We start from the raw sequence: 17,503 nt of genomic DNA, 5'->3' as shown, positions 1-17,503 counted from the left end.
TTTGCAACGGCATTTCCACCTTCTTCCCCAGGATACCAGATGTCTAAGATAGCTCCTACTTTATCCTTCCAGGCTGTTGTTTTGATGGCAGATCCACCTAGTAAAACAACTGTGGTGGGTTTATTTAGTTTTGAAACTTCATGAATGAATATTTCCTGATTTCCAGGAAGACTTAGTGATGAACGATCCTGAAATTCTCCTTCATGAATTCCGGCAGTAACAATAATGTAATCTGCATTCTGGGCAAGGCTCAAAGCTTCTTTACAATCTTTCTGATAATCATGCAAACCGTAATTCCAGATCAGTTCCAGATTGGCTTCACCACGATTTTCATGAAATTCAATCTTAATATCATATTTTTTTCCTTTCACAAAATCTACATCAACCGTTTTTGTAGAATAGCTCAACTTTTCCCATTGATCAATAACTAATTTCCCATCCAGATATAGCCTGAAACCATCATTCCCACGCAATCCCAATTGGTATTTCCCTGAATCCGGAGCTTCCAGTTTTCCTGTCCAGCGAACACTATATTCATCAGGCTGGAGTTTTTCAGGATCAGGAGAGTATAAGGTCCATTTAAAATTAACCTGTTCATCCTGTTTTTCAAATGCCGGATTTCCTTTTACATCCGTATTGGAGAAATACATTCCTTTTAATCCTTTCTTGTTTTCAAAAGATAAATATTCATGGGAAACCGTTGCAAAATCTTTTACATTCCAGTCAATCCCTTTTGAATACATGATTTCAATATCCTTAGCTTTAGCAAAATTTTTAAGACCATCCAGAATATTAACTTTCTTGTTCCCTGGCCCTGAGTAACCGCCTAACCTTGCATCCACAGCATCTGTACCCACAATCAGAAGCTTTTTTACATTTGCTGGAATTGGAAGTGTGTGGTTATTATTCTGAAGCAGAACAAAGGATTCAGCAGCGGTTTTTTCTGCCAAAGGTTTGTGGTTAAGTTTCTTTAATTCTTCAATATCCCTGGATGAAACATAGGGATTTTCAAATAATCCAAGTTCAAATTTGGCTCTCAATACTCTTGAAACAGCAGCATCAATTCTTTCTTTTGAGATTCTTCCATCCAGAAAAGGAGGTATAAAAAGTTCGTAATGTTTATATTCTGTCTGAAAAATCACATCAAGCCCTGCATTTATTGCCTGTGCAGAAGCATCATCATAATCTTTTGCTGTAAAATGTAAGACATTCGCTCCTCCTACCGCACTGGCATCACTGATCACAAAGCCTTTAAAATTCCAGTCCTTCTTCAATTTCTCTGTTAGCAGCCAGTGATTGGCCGTTGAAGGTCTTCCATCAAGCAGATTATAGGAAGTCATCACCGAACGGCTTTTTCCTTGTGTAAAAGCATTGTAAAAAGGGATCAAATGGGTTTCTTCCAAATATCTTTTGCTCCAATGGATTGGGTATGAATCTCTTCCTCCTTCTCCTACATTCGCTAAAAAGTGCTTGGGAGTGGTAATGATTCCCTGATTTTCAAATGAACTGACAAAGCTTACTCCCATTACAGAAGTTAAAAAGGGATCTTCACCATAGGTTTCCTCTGTTCTTCCCCATCTTACATCATTGGCCAGGTTGACTACCGGTGTCAGAATTTGACGAATTCCTCTCAGTTTTGATTCTTTTGCAATGGCTGATGAAACCTGAGTCATCAATTCCGGATTGAAAGTGGCCGCTAATCCAATAGCCTGCGGAAACGCTGTAGCTCCTTCCCGAACCAATCCATGTAAAGCTTCATCAAAAGGAATAATGGGAATTCCCAATCTTGATTCTTCCACGAAATATTTCTGAATGGCATTGATTTTTTTAACCAATCTTTCTGCATCTTCACGGGCATTATATTTCAATAGCTGTCCCGCTGCACCACCGCCCTGATTTCCGGCACTTACCTGTAATCCGAAAATCCCATGGAAATATTGTCCTTTCGGAACATGATCCAGATCTCCGGGAATCATAAAGCACTGCCAGAATTTTTCCTCAGGGGTCATTCTCTTCAGCAGATCATGAACTCTGTTTTCAATGGGTTGTTTGGGATCTTTATATAACGGTCTTTGAGCAGAGATAAATACTGAGCTCAACAAGAAAATTCCTATAATTTTACATCGAAGTTTAAAATACATCTCAAGAATAATTTAGTTTAAAATTTGTTCTTTTACCTTGAAACAAAAGAACCAAAAGTTCAAGACTTGGAACTCTAATATAAATAGGATTCACAAATTCTACTATTGCATTATTTGAAATACAGTTGCATATTTCAGATTTTTTCTTTCTTCGGGCAATGTAATTTCAATGGTATTTTCAGGTGTTTTTTTCCATTGAATTTTTGAGGAAATACCTAATATTTTCAAAGATTTTGGTTTAAAATTTTCCGGAAGGGAAAAAGTAAGTTTTGAAGGAGCTTTATATTCTGATTGTTCATCCAGATGGAAAACATTTACCGTCTTATGATCTTTACTTTGAGTGTAATAGTAATTTCCTTCGTGGTAAGGAGCAATAGCTCTTGTGGCAAAAACAGCAGTCTGGTTTTTCTCCATCCAGCTGGAAATCTGCTGTAATCTTTCATAAACGATGGAATCATAATCACCATTAGGTCCCGGAGCAATATTCATGAGGTAATTTCCACCTCTTGAAATGATTTTCACCAAAGTTTCAATAATCTTTTGAGAGGTTTTATAGTTGTCATTGGGAACATAGGAAAAGGAATCTCCCATTGTGATGCAGCTTTCCCAGGGAATGGAAAGAGCATGTTCCGGAACGGCCTGCTCAGGGGTAACATAGTTTTCCCATTTTCCGGGAACAGTACGGTCTACAATGATAATTCCAGGTTGATTTTTTCTTGCCATTGTTCCTATTTTATCCATATCAATATCCTGTTCTACTTTGATGGTACGCTGCCATTCTACTTTTGGATCTATAGTATGAAAAGGACGTACCCAGCCGCCATCCAGCCAAAGAATATCAATTTTACCATAATTGGATGTGACTTCATTGAGCTGATTGAAAGTAAACTTTTTAAAACTCTCCCATCTTTCCGGATATTTCTTAGGATCATAGTTGACATTCCTGTCTTTGGGTGGAAAGTAAGACCACCAATAGTCATCGGAATGCCAGTCCGGTTTTGAAAAGTAAGCCCCTATTTTAAATCCTTCTTTTCTGAACGTGTTGAAGATCTCTTTCGTTACATCAGATTTTGGATTTTTTGAAAATGGCGTTTTGGAAGAAGTGATCTTATACTCCGACTGTTGGGTATCAAACATGGCAAAACCATCGTGATGTTTGGTGGTAAAAACCACGTATTTCATTCCGGCCTTTTTTACTGCATCAGCCCATTTTTGAGGATTGAACTGAGCGGGATTGAAAGTCGTTTGAAGATTTTCATAATTTTTTACATATTCATAGTAAGATTTTCCGTGCTCAGGTTTTCTCTGCGTCCATGATTCGTCTTCCGGACATAAGCTCCAGCTTTCAACAATTCCCCACTGGCTGTAGGTTCCCCAATGCATAAACAATCCAAATTTCAGATCCTGCCATTGGTCCAGATTCTGAACAACCAAAGGGTCTGTAGGTTTCTGATAGCCGTCGGATACATTGTGGGCCTGCGAAAATACGATTGAACTGATAAAAAAGGATGAAAGGAAAAAAGGTTTTATTTTGGATATACCCAACATATGGAATAGTTTTCCGCTAATTTAATTATCCTTTGGGAAACCTACAAACATTAGGATTCCAATAGATTAAGAAGAGCATCATCAAATTCCGGATATAAAAACTGAAATCCACTTTTTTGGAGTCTCTCCGGGTAAACGTTTCGGCTTTTCAACAGTAATTCGGTTTCTGTATTCAGGAATACAGATGCGATTTCCAATTGCCAGACTGGAGCATTAAGCCCAAAAGGAACATTCATTTTTTTCCTCAGTTTTCTCATCATATTTTCATTGGAAACCGGAGCCGGAGCCGTTATATTAACAGTTCCTGAAATATTCTCATGCTGAATAATCCAGTCCACAGCTTTGCAAAAATCCTCAATATGAATCCAGCTTACCATTTGATGTCCTCTTCCCTGTTTTCCCCCTAAACCCATCATAGTAATCATTTTCAGTTTTGGAAAAGCACCACCATCATTTCCAAGAACAATAGAAGTTCGAAGGGCTACTTTTCGTATTCCTTCATTTTTGACTGTAAAAAATTCTTTTTCCCAGCTTTTGCAGATATTCATGGAAAAGTCATCCCCAATAATTCCGTTTTCTTCTGTATTGAAATGCATTTCAGAATGAACGTAAATGGTTGCAGAACTGGCATTCAGCCAAATTTTCGGTTGATCAGAACATTGATCTACAGCTTTCTGTAATATCCTTGTACTGTCTATTCTTGAGGAATAGATTTCCTGTTTATTTTTCTCATGATACCGGCAATCCACAGATTTTCCTGTAAGGTTGATCAGAATATCTGCTTTTTCCAGGCTATTTTTCCATTCACCTATTGTTTGTGCATCCCAATAGATTTCATTTTTACGTTGAGGATTACGGGTCAGAATGTATACCTGATTACCCTTTTCTGTAAAATATTTTTCTAAGTTTTCGCCAAGAAATCCGGTGCCTCCGGCTATGATTATTTTCATTGTTTTTAAGTTTAAGGTTTAAAGTTTGGAGTTCAATGTTTAAGGTTTTCCCACAGATTTCGCAGATTTTCACAGATACTTGTGATGAGATATATCTTATTTAAACGCTGTAAACTTTTAAGAAAAAAATCAAAAATTTTTACAGACTTATGTGTACTTCTTCTGCGTAAGATATGTTCTTAATATCACTTAAATGCTTATCTTTTGTGACTTTTGTGGTTCCATATTATATGTTCTCACGGATATTTGTGGATAGGAAGGTTTTGCATTTTTTGCTTTTTCAGCTGATATATTTTTTGGTTTTGACTTGGATTTCTGAGCCTTCGGCTAACATTACTGAAACAGGCTGTTGATGGTTCAGGCATTCAAAATCAGTTCCGTAGATCTTTTGAAAATCAACTTCCAAATGGTATTCTTTTATGGTGTAGCATTTCCATTTTGGATGACATACTTCGTATTCAGAGGTTGTATTTTCTTTTTTGGTAAATCCAAAATAATGTTCTGTGATAAATTCAAATTCAGAGTTTTCTTCCATAGGTTTTGCCGTGTTCTCCGCCATTATCTGAATAGAATGCCAGTTTTTATCTTTCCATGAATACCGGATCAGCAGTTCATCTTTATTTTCATGGATCTGGTTTTTCATGGGCATAGTGTGATAATTCTCTTTGTAAATAGAATTTGCAACCAGGCTCAATGCAGGTTTGGGAACAATTTCTTTGATGAATACCACTCCTCTTTTCCAGATTCCATTTTCTTTTTTTCTGACATAAAATCTTAGGTTCACTTCTTCAAAATTCCGGTGGAAAGGAATGGGAAATCCTAAGAGTCTGGTATTTAAAAACATGAATCCGACCAGACTTACGTAACATTTGCCTTTATAAAAATCGAGTTCTGTTCCTTTTGGAAGGTATGGCAATAAGAGGTCAGGATCAATTTCGTAATTGATGATGGCCAGTTTTCGCCATTCTGCTTTTAAAAAGTTCATAATTCTCTGTTTTAGGTTAAAAAATGGCTATTCCGTCATAGGTAGAAGATTCTGCAATGGTTTTGATCAGTTCATTTCTTTTGAGCAGGAAGTTTTTAAGGTATCCTCTGAGAAAAATGGCATTGAATAATTTTCCTATGATGCCTAGTGGAGATTCAAATTCAAAAATATCGGTCATCAATGTTTTTCCGTTTACAGATTTAAAAATATGCCGATGGCGCATAGACTTGAAAGCTCCTTTCTGCATAACATCTATGAACTGAATGGGTTTTTCCATGCTGGTAATTTTTGTGGTAAGGTTTTGATACACTCCCAGATGTTTTGCCCGCCAGGTAACTGTTTCATTTTCTTCAATCAGTCCTGAAGTACGTCCTGCGATTGCTTTTTCATGAGTTTTTGAGGTGGATTGCTGATGTAGATCAATATTCCTTGCCAGATCAAAAACATAGTGAATATCTGCGTTGATTACTGTATTTAAATAGATTGTTGACATTTTCAGAGGTGTTAAGTTTTTTTAAATTTTAAATTCAATGGTGGTCAGAATAATGATGGCCAGTGCCGTTATTCTAAACAATATCCAGGAGATCGTAGGCAGAAAGTTCAGCTTAAGTATTCTGCATCTTCTTATATGTTCCAGAAACATAATCAATACTACAATTCCAAAGTATATCATGTAAAAAACAGGAGTAAAACTCGTTATCAGAGCAGGCATTAAAAGTAAAGTCCTGATTAAGGAAACAGTCATCATATTTCCGATATAATCCCAGATTTTATCTTTGAGATAGGTTTTTAAAAAGAAGGCCTGCCAAGCGATCTGGCCAAGGCAAACTGCAAATTCTCTCAGGAAATTCCTTTCTAAATTCAAGTTTAGTTTACCAGAAAACAGGCTTAAGATATAGGCTGAAAAAATAACAACAAAGCTGATGTATGCTATTCTGTATTTCAGGTTAAAATCCGGAATGCAGGATTGTTCTGTATCATCTTTTGGGGAAGGAATAATCTGTTTCCGGTTATAAGAAACAAAGGAGTACAGTTTTTGAAAAAACCAATACAGAGGTTTTATACGAGCCATTTTTACCAGCCATGGAAAAGAGTTTCCAATGATGAGAAGCAGGCTGTCTAAACCATACACGACTTCATTTTTGGTATGGTCTACCAATGCAATTTCATTTTTCGCCCGATTGAAATCGATGAGGCTTTTATTTCTGCCTGAGAGTTCTGTAAATGCTTCTCTTCCATCTTCATCCAGCATTCCACATTTTGTAAAACCTTTGGAATAGAGATTACACATTGGGCATTCATTGTCGTAGATTAATGTGTGATTTTTGAGCGTTTTCATAATTGTGATTTATAAGGTTCATAAGTAGTGTAGCAATCATAAACATATGCCGCGGCCATCACAGGGCTGTATAAAAGAGCGGCCATTAAAACATATCCAAAAAAGTCATTGATATGTTTCTCTGTAAACAAAATGGCTACAATAATCCAGACCGGTGCTATTACAATTCCATACGCGATATACAGTGCTGACTTTTTTGTTTTAAAAAACAGTTTGATCAGGAAACTTACCATTTGCGGAATTCCTACTATAAAATAAAACAGAACAAATCCCGACAAACCACCAAATAAAAAAGCCTGAGGTCCTATTATTATAAAAAACAGCTGAATGTAATAATCATATTTTGCAAATGTTTTCATGGTAATAACTGTTTAAAGTGATCCTTTTCTTCTGAAATAAATAATCAGGAATAAATGAATGATTAAATTTTTCATACTTATTGTTAGTTTTATATTTTCAGTAATTTTTGAAAGTTAGTTTGAAATAAAAAAGGATTTTCATCCTCTTTCAGTTTTCTATTTCAACAGATTGGTAATCTTCCCTACCAGCCAGTGGTCATCACTTTTTATCGCCAGATCCATAATATTGTTGATTTTTCCGGTTACAGAACTGAAATCAGTCATCAGCTTGATAAATTCCTGAGCTTCTTCCGAGTCATTATCCTCAATATTTTTTAATTCTTCCAAAAAAGAAATTACAGGTTCAATTTCTCTCTTTCTGCGTTCTTTGGTTATCTGTTTGAAAAGATACCAGACATCTTTTTCTGCCACGAAATATTCTTTACGGTCTCCTTTCACAAATTCCTTTTTCACAATTCCCCAGTCTATTAGGGCACGAAGATTCATATTGGCATTTCCTCTTGAAATCTCCAGCTGCTCCATTACTTCATCGGTAGAAAGGGGTTTGCCGCTAGCCAAAAGCAGTGCGTGCACCTGTGCCATCGTACGGTTGATTCCCCAATTGGTAGCAAAGGTTCCCCAGGTCTGAATGTATTTTTCTTTTGCTTCTGAAAGTTGCATTGTGTTCCGCTTTTAATTTCTGTAACAAATGTAATTATATTTTTTGAATTTTCAATAATTTTTGAAAATTAATTTTAAAAGGTTTGCTTATTTTCAGTTTTGGTGTCATCGAATTCTGTTGTATCCAGCTTCCAGAAGTCATTTTAAACTTAACTTCTCTTTTTAAATGTTGCTTTCTTATAGCCAGTTTTTTCTCCTTGTCAAGGTTTAAAACCTTGACAAGGAGAAAAATTATGGTTCAATACTCGTTGTAATTCCTTGATTCCAATATTTTGCTTCCGGCATGTAATAGAGATAAACATTGCTTGATTTTCCTGTGTAGGTTCCTGCAAACTCTACTTTAAGATCAAGATTGATGGTTTTCGTTTCTTGTGCATTGAAATGTTCCCAGTACAGCACCAGATAATTATCAAAGATTTCATAGTAAGAAACCTGCTTTTTATCTATCAGATCTTTCAATAAAGCATTTTGAAGAGTCAAGCCTGCAGGAATACCAATTTTTGCTATGGTCATGGGTAACTGGCCATTTATTTTATTTTTAATAGTAACAGTCATTCTCCTGGTCTCTCCTACTTTAGACGCTCCGGGTTTTAGCTTTGTGTCCATGATAAGAGGAATATCCTTGCTTTCAGGTGCCTGTAATGTATAATATTGATATTCCAGTTTATAAGGCAGTCCACTTTTAGTGGGATAATGAATATTGATTCTATTTTCACCCGCTTTGTATGCTGATGAAAGGCTTATTATGGGTGAAGTATTGGCCTTATTGATTGTGATAACCGGTCTTTCAACTCCAAATAACTGCTCATTTTTAGAGAAAAATTCAGACAGTGCCTGTACTGCCAATGTTGTTGCCTGAGTAGATCCGAATCCATAATATCCATTGAAACTGATTAATTGATCTGCAGCTTCTGCTATTTTCAACTGGTTGAGTTTTTCATCTTTCTGAAGTGCCATGATATACAGGGAAAGGGTTTCGGCATCGGCTGATATTCCCCATGAGCCCGTAAAAGTGATTTGGGATTTTACTTTCTTTGATTCATATTGCTGATCAAGAATCTTCATCAAATCATCATATTCTGCCTGCTTACCTAAATGAGCCGCTGCATTGGCAAGCAACGCCAGCTGATAAGAGTCTTTTGTGGCTAAAGCTCTTTTCATCATCACTTTAAAGGAATCTTCAATTTCATTTTTGAGGCCCAGTTTGGATAAAGCATAGACCACGTACATATTTCTCGACCAGGAATATTCGGAAAAATCTTTTTTGGATTCATAACCTCTTCTCACCTCAAACAGACCGTTTCCGTTTTTCTTTGATAAGATAAATGAGGAAAGCCCCTGAATAAGCTTAGCATCTTGATTTACATACTTTTTTAAATCCGTAAATTCCAATAATGCAAATGCTGAAAGTGACACATCCGATTCTTCGCTGTTGAAATACCCGAATCCTCCGTCTTTATTTTTATAGCTCAACATTTTCTGGAAGCCTTTTTTCATATTTTTAATGACTTCATTTTCTGTTGCTGTATTTATTTTTTTACTTGATTTCAAATAATCCAGAATAAAAATATTAGGATACACCGTTGAGGAAAGCTGTTCAAAGCATCCGTATGGTTCTTTCTTCAATTGTGCCAGATTGTCAAACAATTGCAAAGCAGTGCTTTCAAATACGTAATATGAGGAAAATAAGCTTCCATTGATATATTCCGGAATATTGATTTTTATCTCTTCTGTTTTGTTATTGATAATGGAAAACTGATGGGGAAATCCTTTTTCTTCAACTTTAAACGGAAGGATCATTGTTTCTCTGAAATCTCCGGATCTTATGGTAAACTGAATATGGGAATCTATGATTTCATCGGTCTGTATTTTAACAAATAACCTTCCTGATTCCAGTGGTTTCAGGGTAATCAAACTGTCAGACTGCAGCAGTCTTACATGATTGGGAACAATCACGTCCATGGTCATTTTCCTGATTTCAGAGGAATTATTTTTAATAACAACAGGAATGGTCATCTGATCGGTTCTCGTCAGGTATTGTGGGATTTTGCTGTCTATTGAAATGAGACTCTGAGCAGCATAAGTTGTTTCATCTCTCCCTACAAGTCCTGACGCAGCAATACCTTCTGTCATAATTCTAAAGGTAGAATTGGCATCTGAATTATAAAATTCCACTTTTGCCTTTCCGTTTTTATCGGTTTCTACTACAGGATTCCAGTAAAGAGCTTCTCTATAATCAAAACGGTAAGAGGTATTGGTGGTCTTATATTCAGGATACACAAATTCTCTTGATCCTGCATACGAAACAAGTCGTTCATAGGGCAGCGCTTCTATGGCAAGATAAGATTTCGGGGTAATATCAAATCTGATTTTTGAGCTGCTGTTTTTATATGAATTCACAATCACCACTCCATTTGCAGCCCTGCTTCCATAAATAGCAGTCGCTGCAGCATCTTTGAGAACAGTGATGCTATTGATATCATTTGGGTTGACGGTGGTATTGAAATTTTCTACAGGAGCACCGTCAATAATAAATAATGGACTCTTATTGGTCATAGAGACCGATCCTCTGATATGGATCTGTGCTCCCGTTCCCGGCTGTCCGGTACTGATGACGAGTCCTGCTACTTTCCCATTCAACAAAGAAGCTACATTGGGATTTTGAATCTCCGTAGCAGATGTTATTGTAGTGGACGACATGGTATTACTCTTCTTCGCCATTGAACTATACCCTAATACAACAACTTCTTCAATGTTTTTATTCGTAACAGTATCTTTTCTGGAATGACCAGAATTACTCAGCGGGCTGGTGTTGTTCTTGTTTTCTTTTAATGCTTTTTCTTTTTTTTCAGCTTCTTTTACAATTTCTTCTACATCTATATGGGAAAGATTTTGCTTTGTTAAAGGATTAATATCCAGATTATAAGACAAAATCCTGATTTTCACCAGATGCTTAGGCTGAAAAGATTTGGCAATAATTTTATGTTCATTGCCTGCATTCAGATCCGAAAAATAGAACTTTCCATTTTCAGAGACCGTCTGTTTAAGGATTTTTCTACCACTTGTGTCCAACAGAAAAACCTCTGCTTTTACTGGTTTTTTGTTCTCATCTTCCACAATTCCATAGATTGAGTTTTTCTTTTCAGGAAGGTATTTGTATTTATTGGTTTTTAAAACCTCCGGGATGAGTTCGAAGTATCTGTAGCCATTTGTGAGCATGACAAGATCTAAGCTTTTATCGGCTTTTTCTTCTTTTTTATCGAAATAAAACTGAGGTTTTTCAATTTTCCCTCTCAACTCAGAGTCCATCAGAAGCCAGGAAACAATATGATTCTGTTTGTCATCGGCATACGTCCATAACTTATCATCCACCACACTCAATCCAAGGTTAGCCGGAATCGGGCTGTTGTTTTCATCGGTTGTTTCAATATTCAGGATCACTTTTTCTCTGGGCAGATAATGTTGTTTTACAGGGTTAACCTTTATATTCAGCTGGTTCACTTTATTGGTAAAAACAATACGTTCTGCAATAGGAAGAGTATGGTCAAGAACCGTAAACCTGCAGATTCCCACAGGAAATTTTTTCTCATCAATTTCCAATGAATTACTTCCATTTTTTAAGGTAAGAGTTTTAGAATATATTTCTTTTCCGCGGAAACTTCCCTGAAGAGTAATCGTTTTTTCCTGAGTTGAAGTGATGGTAAAATTCAGTTTTTTATTTTCATTTTGAATATTTAAAACCAATCCGTCATTCTTTGCTTCAGGAAAATTAAAAGTCTGGTTTATATTTTCCGGTTTACTCACTTTTGCATAGTAAGATTCTCCCTTTTCAGGGGTAAAACGGAAGCTTCCCATCCCGAAATTGTAGGCTGAAATTTCTTTTATCTTTTCATGATTCTGATTGTAAACAGCCAGGACAGCATCTACAGGTTTTTCAAATTCATCGAGAATTTTAAAGGCTATATTTTGTTCTATTCCATTGATAAAAGTTCCTCCTTCAGGTAAAAATTTCACATCAAGATTATTCAGAACAATCGGAATGTTTCTGGAAATAGATTCTGTAAATCCATCAAAATTCACTTTAATATTCAACAGTGCATCAGAGGATTTCAACACTTCAGGAAGTGTAAAGGTTAATATTTTCTTACCTTCTTTATCAGTAATCAGTTTCCCTTCTGAAACGGTTTCCCCATTGTGCATTACGGTATAATCTGCTTCATAAAAAGGAATGGGAAGGTTACTCAGACTTCTCATTGAGAAATCGGCTGTCACCTCATCACCAGGTCCATATCCTTTTTTAGGAAAATCGAGTTTCATTAAAATCCTGGGAGAAACTATTTTCTGGAGGGTAATTTCTTTTTCAAAGGTATTTTTCCCTACTTCATTCTGCATCCAATTGGTAAAAGCTCTGATTTTATAAATCCCGCCTTTCATATCTTCATCAAAATAGAAATAGCCCTGAGCATAGCCATTGGTAATTTCATATTTCATTTTTTTCAAAATGCTTCCTGCCGGATCAACAATTTCAAAATTGACAACTCTGCTTTGTTCTACCGGAAGATTATGAGTTCCTTTTACCACATATATTTTAAAATACATTTCCTCGCCAGGTTTATAAAAAACATGATTGGTCTGAATGTAAGTTTTTTCTTTTTCAAAATCCTGAAATGACTGCTGGGCTTTCACAGAAAAAGTTGAGAATAATAAGCTCAGCAAGATGATATAGTTTGATATAAATTTGAAATTCATGGGTTAAAATTTGAGTGAAACAATGCATCCAAATGTTTTAAATGACGGAAGGTTGAAAAAATCCAATCCTCTCCCATTATCCATATCATAAAAATTCTGATTAGGATCTGCACCTTTATTGGCTTGCCAAAGCATTAGATTATTCACGTAAAAAGTCAGCTTAAGATTCTGATTTCCATAGTTAATCGGAAAATTGGAAGACAGTGAAATATTGTTGATTCTTATGTAATCTGCCTTTTGAATATAGTTTTCCGCTACTCCCAGATAGCCATATCTCGACCATCTGTTTTCCTGAACATTCCGGCTGGGATCATAGAAATCAACAGGAATCTGGTTGATACTTCCATTAGCATCTACACCCTGGAAAACATAATTTTTACTATTTCTTTGATCTCCGGAATCGGAAGAACGTCCATAATAATCAAGAACAGCCTGTGTTCCGTTCCAGAGGTGACCGCCTTTTTTCCACTCCCAATTGATATCTAAGGATAGATTTTTATAGGTAAAACTATGATTGAACTTCATTACAAAATCTGGCGTAGGATCTGCAATAATTTTCATTCCATTGGCTTTTTTAGGGAACCCAAACTCATCAATAATCAGTTGTCCTGCTGCATTTCTCTCAAAATAACTTCCCATCACAGCACCCAAAGCCTGGCCTTCTGACAATGTTTTATAAATGTCTTTAAATCCTGAAACAGCCAGATTCTGATATCCGGGAGCGATGCGGTATACAATGTCTTTATATTTGAAAAATGAAACTTTATGGTTGGTATAAATATGATAGCCAAGGCGCAATCGGTTGTAAGCAAAATTGAATTCATATCCGCTGTACGTATGGTCTGCAATATTCTTTAGCTTCAACTGATTATTTTCAAAAACAGGAAACAGATCATCTGTATTTTTTCTGTTGAAATATTCTCCATCCAAATTTATATGATAACCGATATTCAGCATGGCTCCTACTTTCCATTCTCTGGAATTGATGTTGGATAATCCTTTGAAACTTTCCACTTCCTGTACCGGAAAGTATTGATTATAGTTTTCTGCATTCAGCAAAGTTGTGGCATAAGATGCGTAAGATCTTGTTATTTCCGGTTCTGAGCTCAACTGAGTATAACTTCCCAGTAACTTAAAATTATAATTATACCAATCGAAAATCTCATTAAATTTTAAATAGACATTCGCTTTTGGCAGCCAATAATTATTTTTAAGGGAAGTATTGGAAATATAAAATGCATTCCCAAGATTAACACCTGCTTCAAAATCATAATTGCGAATCTCCATATTATAATTAAAAATATGGTCCTGTGAAGTTCTCTGATAGAGAGATCGCTGGTTGATAAAACTGTTATAAATATCAGATTTTCTATCATTTAAAATAAAATTCAGGCTGAAAATATTTTTAAAATCATAGTCTCCCAATGTATAGGAACCTAATATATTGGAATGGTATGCACTGCTGTTCTGAGTTCTTTCATTCAATACTCCATTGCTAAAACCATACGCAGAAGGTTTATACTGATCGAGATTCCAGATGGTATTTTTTTCGTAGGACTGGCTGATATTCACTTTAAAATGATCCCAGTTTTTTATTACATTAAGACTAAACCATCTTTCACGGTTCTGATAACGGTATTTGCTGTCCTGCTCAAAAAGAAATGAAGGGTTGTCTGCATATTGGCTGTAGCTTCTCTGAGAGCCATTGTTCAGAAAAGTATTCTGTTCATTGGAAAAGGAAACCGGTGTTAGCAGTGAATTCTGATAAGCCTTATTGAACAGCCCAATTCTATTGGTATTGGTTGCTTTATCTTCTTCATAATTAAAAGCAAGATTGATGTTATATCCTCCTAATTCTGTATTCAGTTTTGCTTTAAAGCTATTCGCGATATCAAACTGATCGATAAAATACATCTGATTTTTCTGCTGCCCCAGATTCAGGGAAAGCCGGATTTTTTCGTTGTTCCCTTCTTGTATAAAAGCATTTACGTTCAACTGATTGTTGTATCCTACTGTAGTTTTAAAAATGTCGTTTTTATATTTCCGTGCATGCTGAAGACCATCAACCCAGGGGATTAATTTTCCGTTCTGATCATATTCATAAGGCAATCCATTAAATCCCAATGTAGAAATATCGGGTCCGAAACTGAACATCTCATGGGTTTCAGGTCCCTTCCAGACAAGGTTTCCGTTTTCTGATCTTCCCTGAACATATCTGCTCTGCGTTGCCGGAACCGCATTTCTGTTTTTAATATCAAAAGAGGTCGTAAAGCTCCCGTTAAACATTAACATCCTACTATCAAGTCTTTTAACAGTATAAACACTGTCATTCTTTTGCTTTAATTTTCTTATCAGATTAAAATAAGAATGTGATTTTTTACTTAGTCGGGTCTTTGTTTTTTCAATACTAAAGTCATCTCTAATTTCCTTTGAAACCAAAGTATCATATGCTTTGCTGTAAATATTTTCTACATTTTTCTTTTCTGTCTGACTCTCCAGAATAGCTCTTAATTCTCTGAGTTCATAGGTAGAAATAACGTGAATGTTTTTACCCTGATTCCACACTAAAGTATCATAAGGTTTAGCAGCAATGATTGCAAATCCTTCCTCATCAGTCAGTTCATAAATGCCGCTGTTTTTATTATGAATCTTTAAAAAGTTCTGTACTTTATCTTTAGGTGTTAAAAATTTCCCGGAATAATACAATTGTGAGTTTTGTGCCTGTAATAAGCTAATGGTAAACGGTAATAACAGCAAATAATTCTTTTTCATCGGTAATTAGTATGTTTAAAAGTATAAAAAAAGAAATTTCCGGGGAAATTTCTTTTACAAATTATTTTTGAACTGTTTTATAACTTTCTATCAACCTTATAAATTCCGATCGATAGCCTTCTTCATCTTTACTTTTGCCCTGTTTGGCGAGGTTTTCGATATCTGAAAGGTCTTTCTTTGTAATCAGTTCAGAATTCCTTAGTACCAGTCCGAACCATGCCACTGAAGAAGCAAATTTAAAATCCGGGCTTACTGAAGATTTATTTTCTTTTTTAATCACGTTAGTTATCTCAATGCTTTTGTCTCCATCAGGTTTTTTGTACCTAAACTTTACCGTTGCCATTTCATCTCCAAAATTTTTCTTCTTAGAAATTTCAGAATATTTCAGTTTTGTTTCTTTGGGAATAAATTTAGAATCTACGTTGGCCGGGATAACTTCATATAAAGCAGTTACCGTATGTCCGCTTCCTAGTTCTCCAGCATCAATCTTATCATTGACAAAGTCTTCATTTCTCAGTTTTCTGTTTTCATACCCGATCAGTCTGTATGATTTTACATATTTAGGATTAAATTCAATCTGCACTTTTACATCTTTGGCAATGGTATAAATATTTCCTGCAAATTCTCTTCCCAAGAATTTATTGGCTTCCTGCATATTATCAATATAAGCGTAGTTTCCATTTCCTTTGTCTGCAAGGGTTTCCATGGTATTATCTTTATAATTTCCCATTCCATAGCCAAGGCAGGTAAGGAAGATTCCGGTTTTCCTTTTTTCTGTGATCAACGTTTCAATATCGGTGGTAGAAGAAGCGCCTACATTAAAATCACCATCTGTCGCCAGAACGACTCTGTTATTTCCTCCTTTGATAAAATTTTCCTTTGCCAGTTTATAGGCAAGCTCAATTCCTGCTCCTCCTGCCGTACTTCCTCCTGCCTGAAGATTATCCAACGCTTTAATAATTTTTCCTTTTTCACCTGCTGACGTTGGGGACAAAACCACTCCTGCACTTCCCGCATAGACTACAATCCCAACCTTATCCTTAGGTCTGAGCTGGTTCAGTAAAACTTTAAGAGAAGACTTCAGCAATGGCAATTTGTTTTCCGCATCCATAGAACCTGAAACATCAATAAGAAAAACAATATTGGATGCAGGCAGATGATCCATCGGGATATTTTTTCCCTGAAGTCCTATTTTGAGCAGTTTATGTTTTGGGTTCCATGGAGATTCACTGTATTCTGTATTAATTGAAAAAGGATCGCCATTGGCGGGTTGAGGATAATCATACTTAAAATAATTAATCATTTCCTCTACCCTTACTGAATTTTTATCAACTTTATTTCCATAATTAATCATTCTTCTTACATTGGAATAGGATGCATTGTCTACATCTATAGAGAATGTAGAAACAGGTTGGTTACGGGTTAATTCAAATGCATTTTCAACTAACGCTGCATATTCTTCATTGTCATAATCAATATCCTGATCAGCTTTTGTTGTAGTCTTTTTAACATTTTTTTTGTCACCCACCTGATGGTCATAAACTCTTCCTGGTTCATGGAATCTTATGGAACTTTCTACTTCCATTGCAGTAACTGACTTTGGTTTTGGGCAGCCATTATATTCCGGTAATCCCGGAACTGTAGGACAGGCATCGTCTTTATCTAAAATCCCATCTCCATCTGTGTCCGGCCATGGACAGCCATTATTTTCAGGAGGTCCCGCCACTGTAGGACATGCATCATCTTTATCAATTACCCCATCTCCATCTGATTCTACCCACGGACATCCTTCATTTTCTACCGGACCAGCAATATCAGGACATTTATCTAACTTATTAGGAATCCCATCCTGATCTTTATCTTTCCTGACACTGTAAGCCTTTGGCTCGTTGGTTGTTTCAGTATTTTTTTGAGTTTTACAGCCTGTCAATAATACAAGCCCTAGCATGGTTATTAGAGTTTTTTTCATTTTGTTCAAATTTCGGCAGGAAATTATTAAA

Annotated in this window: 11 protein-coding genes; all 11 read right to left on the bottom strand. The window is 35.9% G+C overall.

Annotated elements, in window-relative coordinates; translation table 11 throughout:
• A partial coding sequence (locus tag JOE44_RS25055; protein ID WP_209789023.1) for a glycoside hydrolase family 3 N-terminal domain-containing protein occupies positions 1-2,141 on the bottom strand: 2,141 nt, incomplete at its 3' end.
• 102 nt (positions 2,142-2,243) lie between these two features.
• Positions 2,244-3,689 carry an alpha-L-fucosidase gene (locus JOE44_RS25050; RefSeq protein WP_209789022.1) on the bottom strand — a complete coding sequence of 482 codons (1,446 nt, stop codon included), beginning with the start codon at positions 3,687-3,689 and terminating at the stop codon, positions 2,244-2,246.
• Positions 3,690-3,739: 50 nt separating this feature from the next.
• Positions 3,740-4,639, bottom strand: coding sequence for a TIGR01777 family oxidoreductase (locus JOE44_RS25045; RefSeq protein ID WP_209789020.1), 900 nt, complete (start codon positions 4,637-4,639; stop codon positions 3,740-3,742).
• Between the two features lie 280 nt (positions 4,640-4,919).
• On the bottom strand, positions 4,920-5,624 hold the full coding sequence (locus JOE44_RS25040) for a DUF2071 domain-containing protein (RefSeq protein ID WP_209789018.1): 705 nt from the start codon (positions 5,622-5,624) through the stop codon (positions 4,920-4,922).
• A gap of 16 nt (positions 5,625-5,640) precedes the next feature.
• Complete coding sequence (locus tag JOE44_RS25035; RefSeq protein WP_209789016.1) at positions 5,641-6,117, bottom strand: SRPBCC family protein; 477 nt, start codon at positions 6,115-6,117, stop codon at positions 5,641-5,643.
• 21 nt (positions 6,118-6,138) lie between these two features.
• Complete coding sequence (locus JOE44_RS25030) at positions 6,139-6,963, bottom strand: DCC1-like thiol-disulfide oxidoreductase family protein (RefSeq protein WP_209789014.1); 825 nt, start codon at positions 6,961-6,963, stop codon at positions 6,139-6,141.
• On the bottom strand, positions 6,960-7,322 hold the full coding sequence (locus JOE44_RS25025) for a hypothetical protein (RefSeq protein WP_209789012.1): 363 nt from the start codon (positions 7,320-7,322) through the stop codon (positions 6,960-6,962). The genes JOE44_RS25030 and JOE44_RS25025 overlap by 4 nt, the downstream gene beginning before the upstream one ends.
• Positions 7,323-7,478: 156 nt before the next feature.
• Positions 7,479-7,982 carry a transcriptional regulator gene (locus tag JOE44_RS25020; RefSeq protein WP_209789010.1) on the bottom strand — a complete coding sequence of 168 codons (504 nt, stop codon included), beginning with the start codon at positions 7,980-7,982 and terminating at the stop codon, positions 7,479-7,481.
• Positions 7,983-8,213: 231 nt separating this feature from the next.
• Positions 8,214-12,731, bottom strand: a complete 4,518-nt coding sequence (locus JOE44_RS25015) for a TonB-dependent receptor plug domain-containing protein (RefSeq protein ID WP_209789008.1) — start codon at positions 12,729-12,731, stop codon at positions 8,214-8,216.
• 3 nt (positions 12,732-12,734) lie between these two features.
• Positions 12,735-15,503 carry a hypothetical protein gene (locus tag JOE44_RS25010; RefSeq protein ID WP_209789006.1) on the bottom strand — a complete coding sequence of 923 codons (2,769 nt, stop codon included), beginning with the start codon at positions 15,501-15,503 and terminating at the stop codon, positions 12,735-12,737.
• 61 nt (positions 15,504-15,564) lie between these two features.
• Positions 15,565-17,472 carry a VWA domain-containing protein gene (locus JOE44_RS25005; protein ID WP_209789004.1) on the bottom strand — a complete coding sequence of 636 codons (1,908 nt, stop codon included), beginning with the start codon at positions 17,470-17,472 and terminating at the stop codon, positions 15,565-15,567.
• Between the last annotated feature and the right edge of the window lie 31 nt (positions 17,473-17,503).

The organism is Chryseobacterium sp. PvR013 (assembly GCF_017833095.1).
Taxonomy (GTDB): domain Bacteria; phylum Bacteroidota; class Bacteroidia; order Flavobacteriales; family Weeksellaceae; genus Chryseobacterium; species Chryseobacterium culicis_A.
Note: the sequence above shows the minus strand (reverse complement) of the source record. Positions and strands in the feature narration are given on the sequence as shown.

Excerpts from the sequence above, each read along its gene's own strand:
- JOE44_RS25050 (WP_209789022.1), bottom strand. The coding sequence starts at position 3,689 with ATGTTGGGTATATCCAAAATAAAACCTTTTTTCCTTTCATCCTTTTTT.
- JOE44_RS25045 (WP_209789020.1), bottom strand. The coding sequence starts at position 4,639 with ATGAAAATAATCATAGCCGGAGGCACCGGATTTCTTGGCGAAAACTTA.
- JOE44_RS25040 (WP_209789018.1), bottom strand. The coding sequence starts at position 5,624 with ATGAACTTTTTAAAAGCAGAATGGCGAAAACTGGCCATCATCAATTAC.
- JOE44_RS25035 (WP_209789016.1), bottom strand. The coding sequence starts at position 6,117 with ATGTCAACAATCTATTTAAATACAGTAATCAACGCAGATATTCACTAT.
- JOE44_RS25030 (WP_209789014.1), bottom strand. The coding sequence starts at position 6,963 with ATGAAAACGCTCAAAAATCACACATTAATCTACGACAATGAATGCCCA.
- JOE44_RS25025 (WP_209789012.1), bottom strand. The coding sequence starts at position 7,322 with ATGAAAACATTTGCAAAATATGATTATTACATTCAGCTGTTTTTTATA.
- JOE44_RS25020 (WP_209789010.1), bottom strand. The coding sequence starts at position 7,982 with ATGCAACTTTCAGAAGCAAAAGAAAAATACATTCAGACCTGGGGAACC.
- JOE44_RS25015 (WP_209789008.1), bottom strand. The coding sequence starts at position 12,731 with ATGAATTTCAAATTTATATCAAACTATATCATCTTGCTGAGCTTATTA.
- JOE44_RS25010 (WP_209789006.1), bottom strand. The coding sequence starts at position 15,503 with ATGAAAAAGAATTATTTGCTGTTATTACCGTTTACCATTAGCTTATTA.
- JOE44_RS25005 (WP_209789004.1), bottom strand. The coding sequence starts at position 17,472 with ATGAAAAAAACTCTAATAACCATGCTAGGGCTTGTATTATTGACAGGC.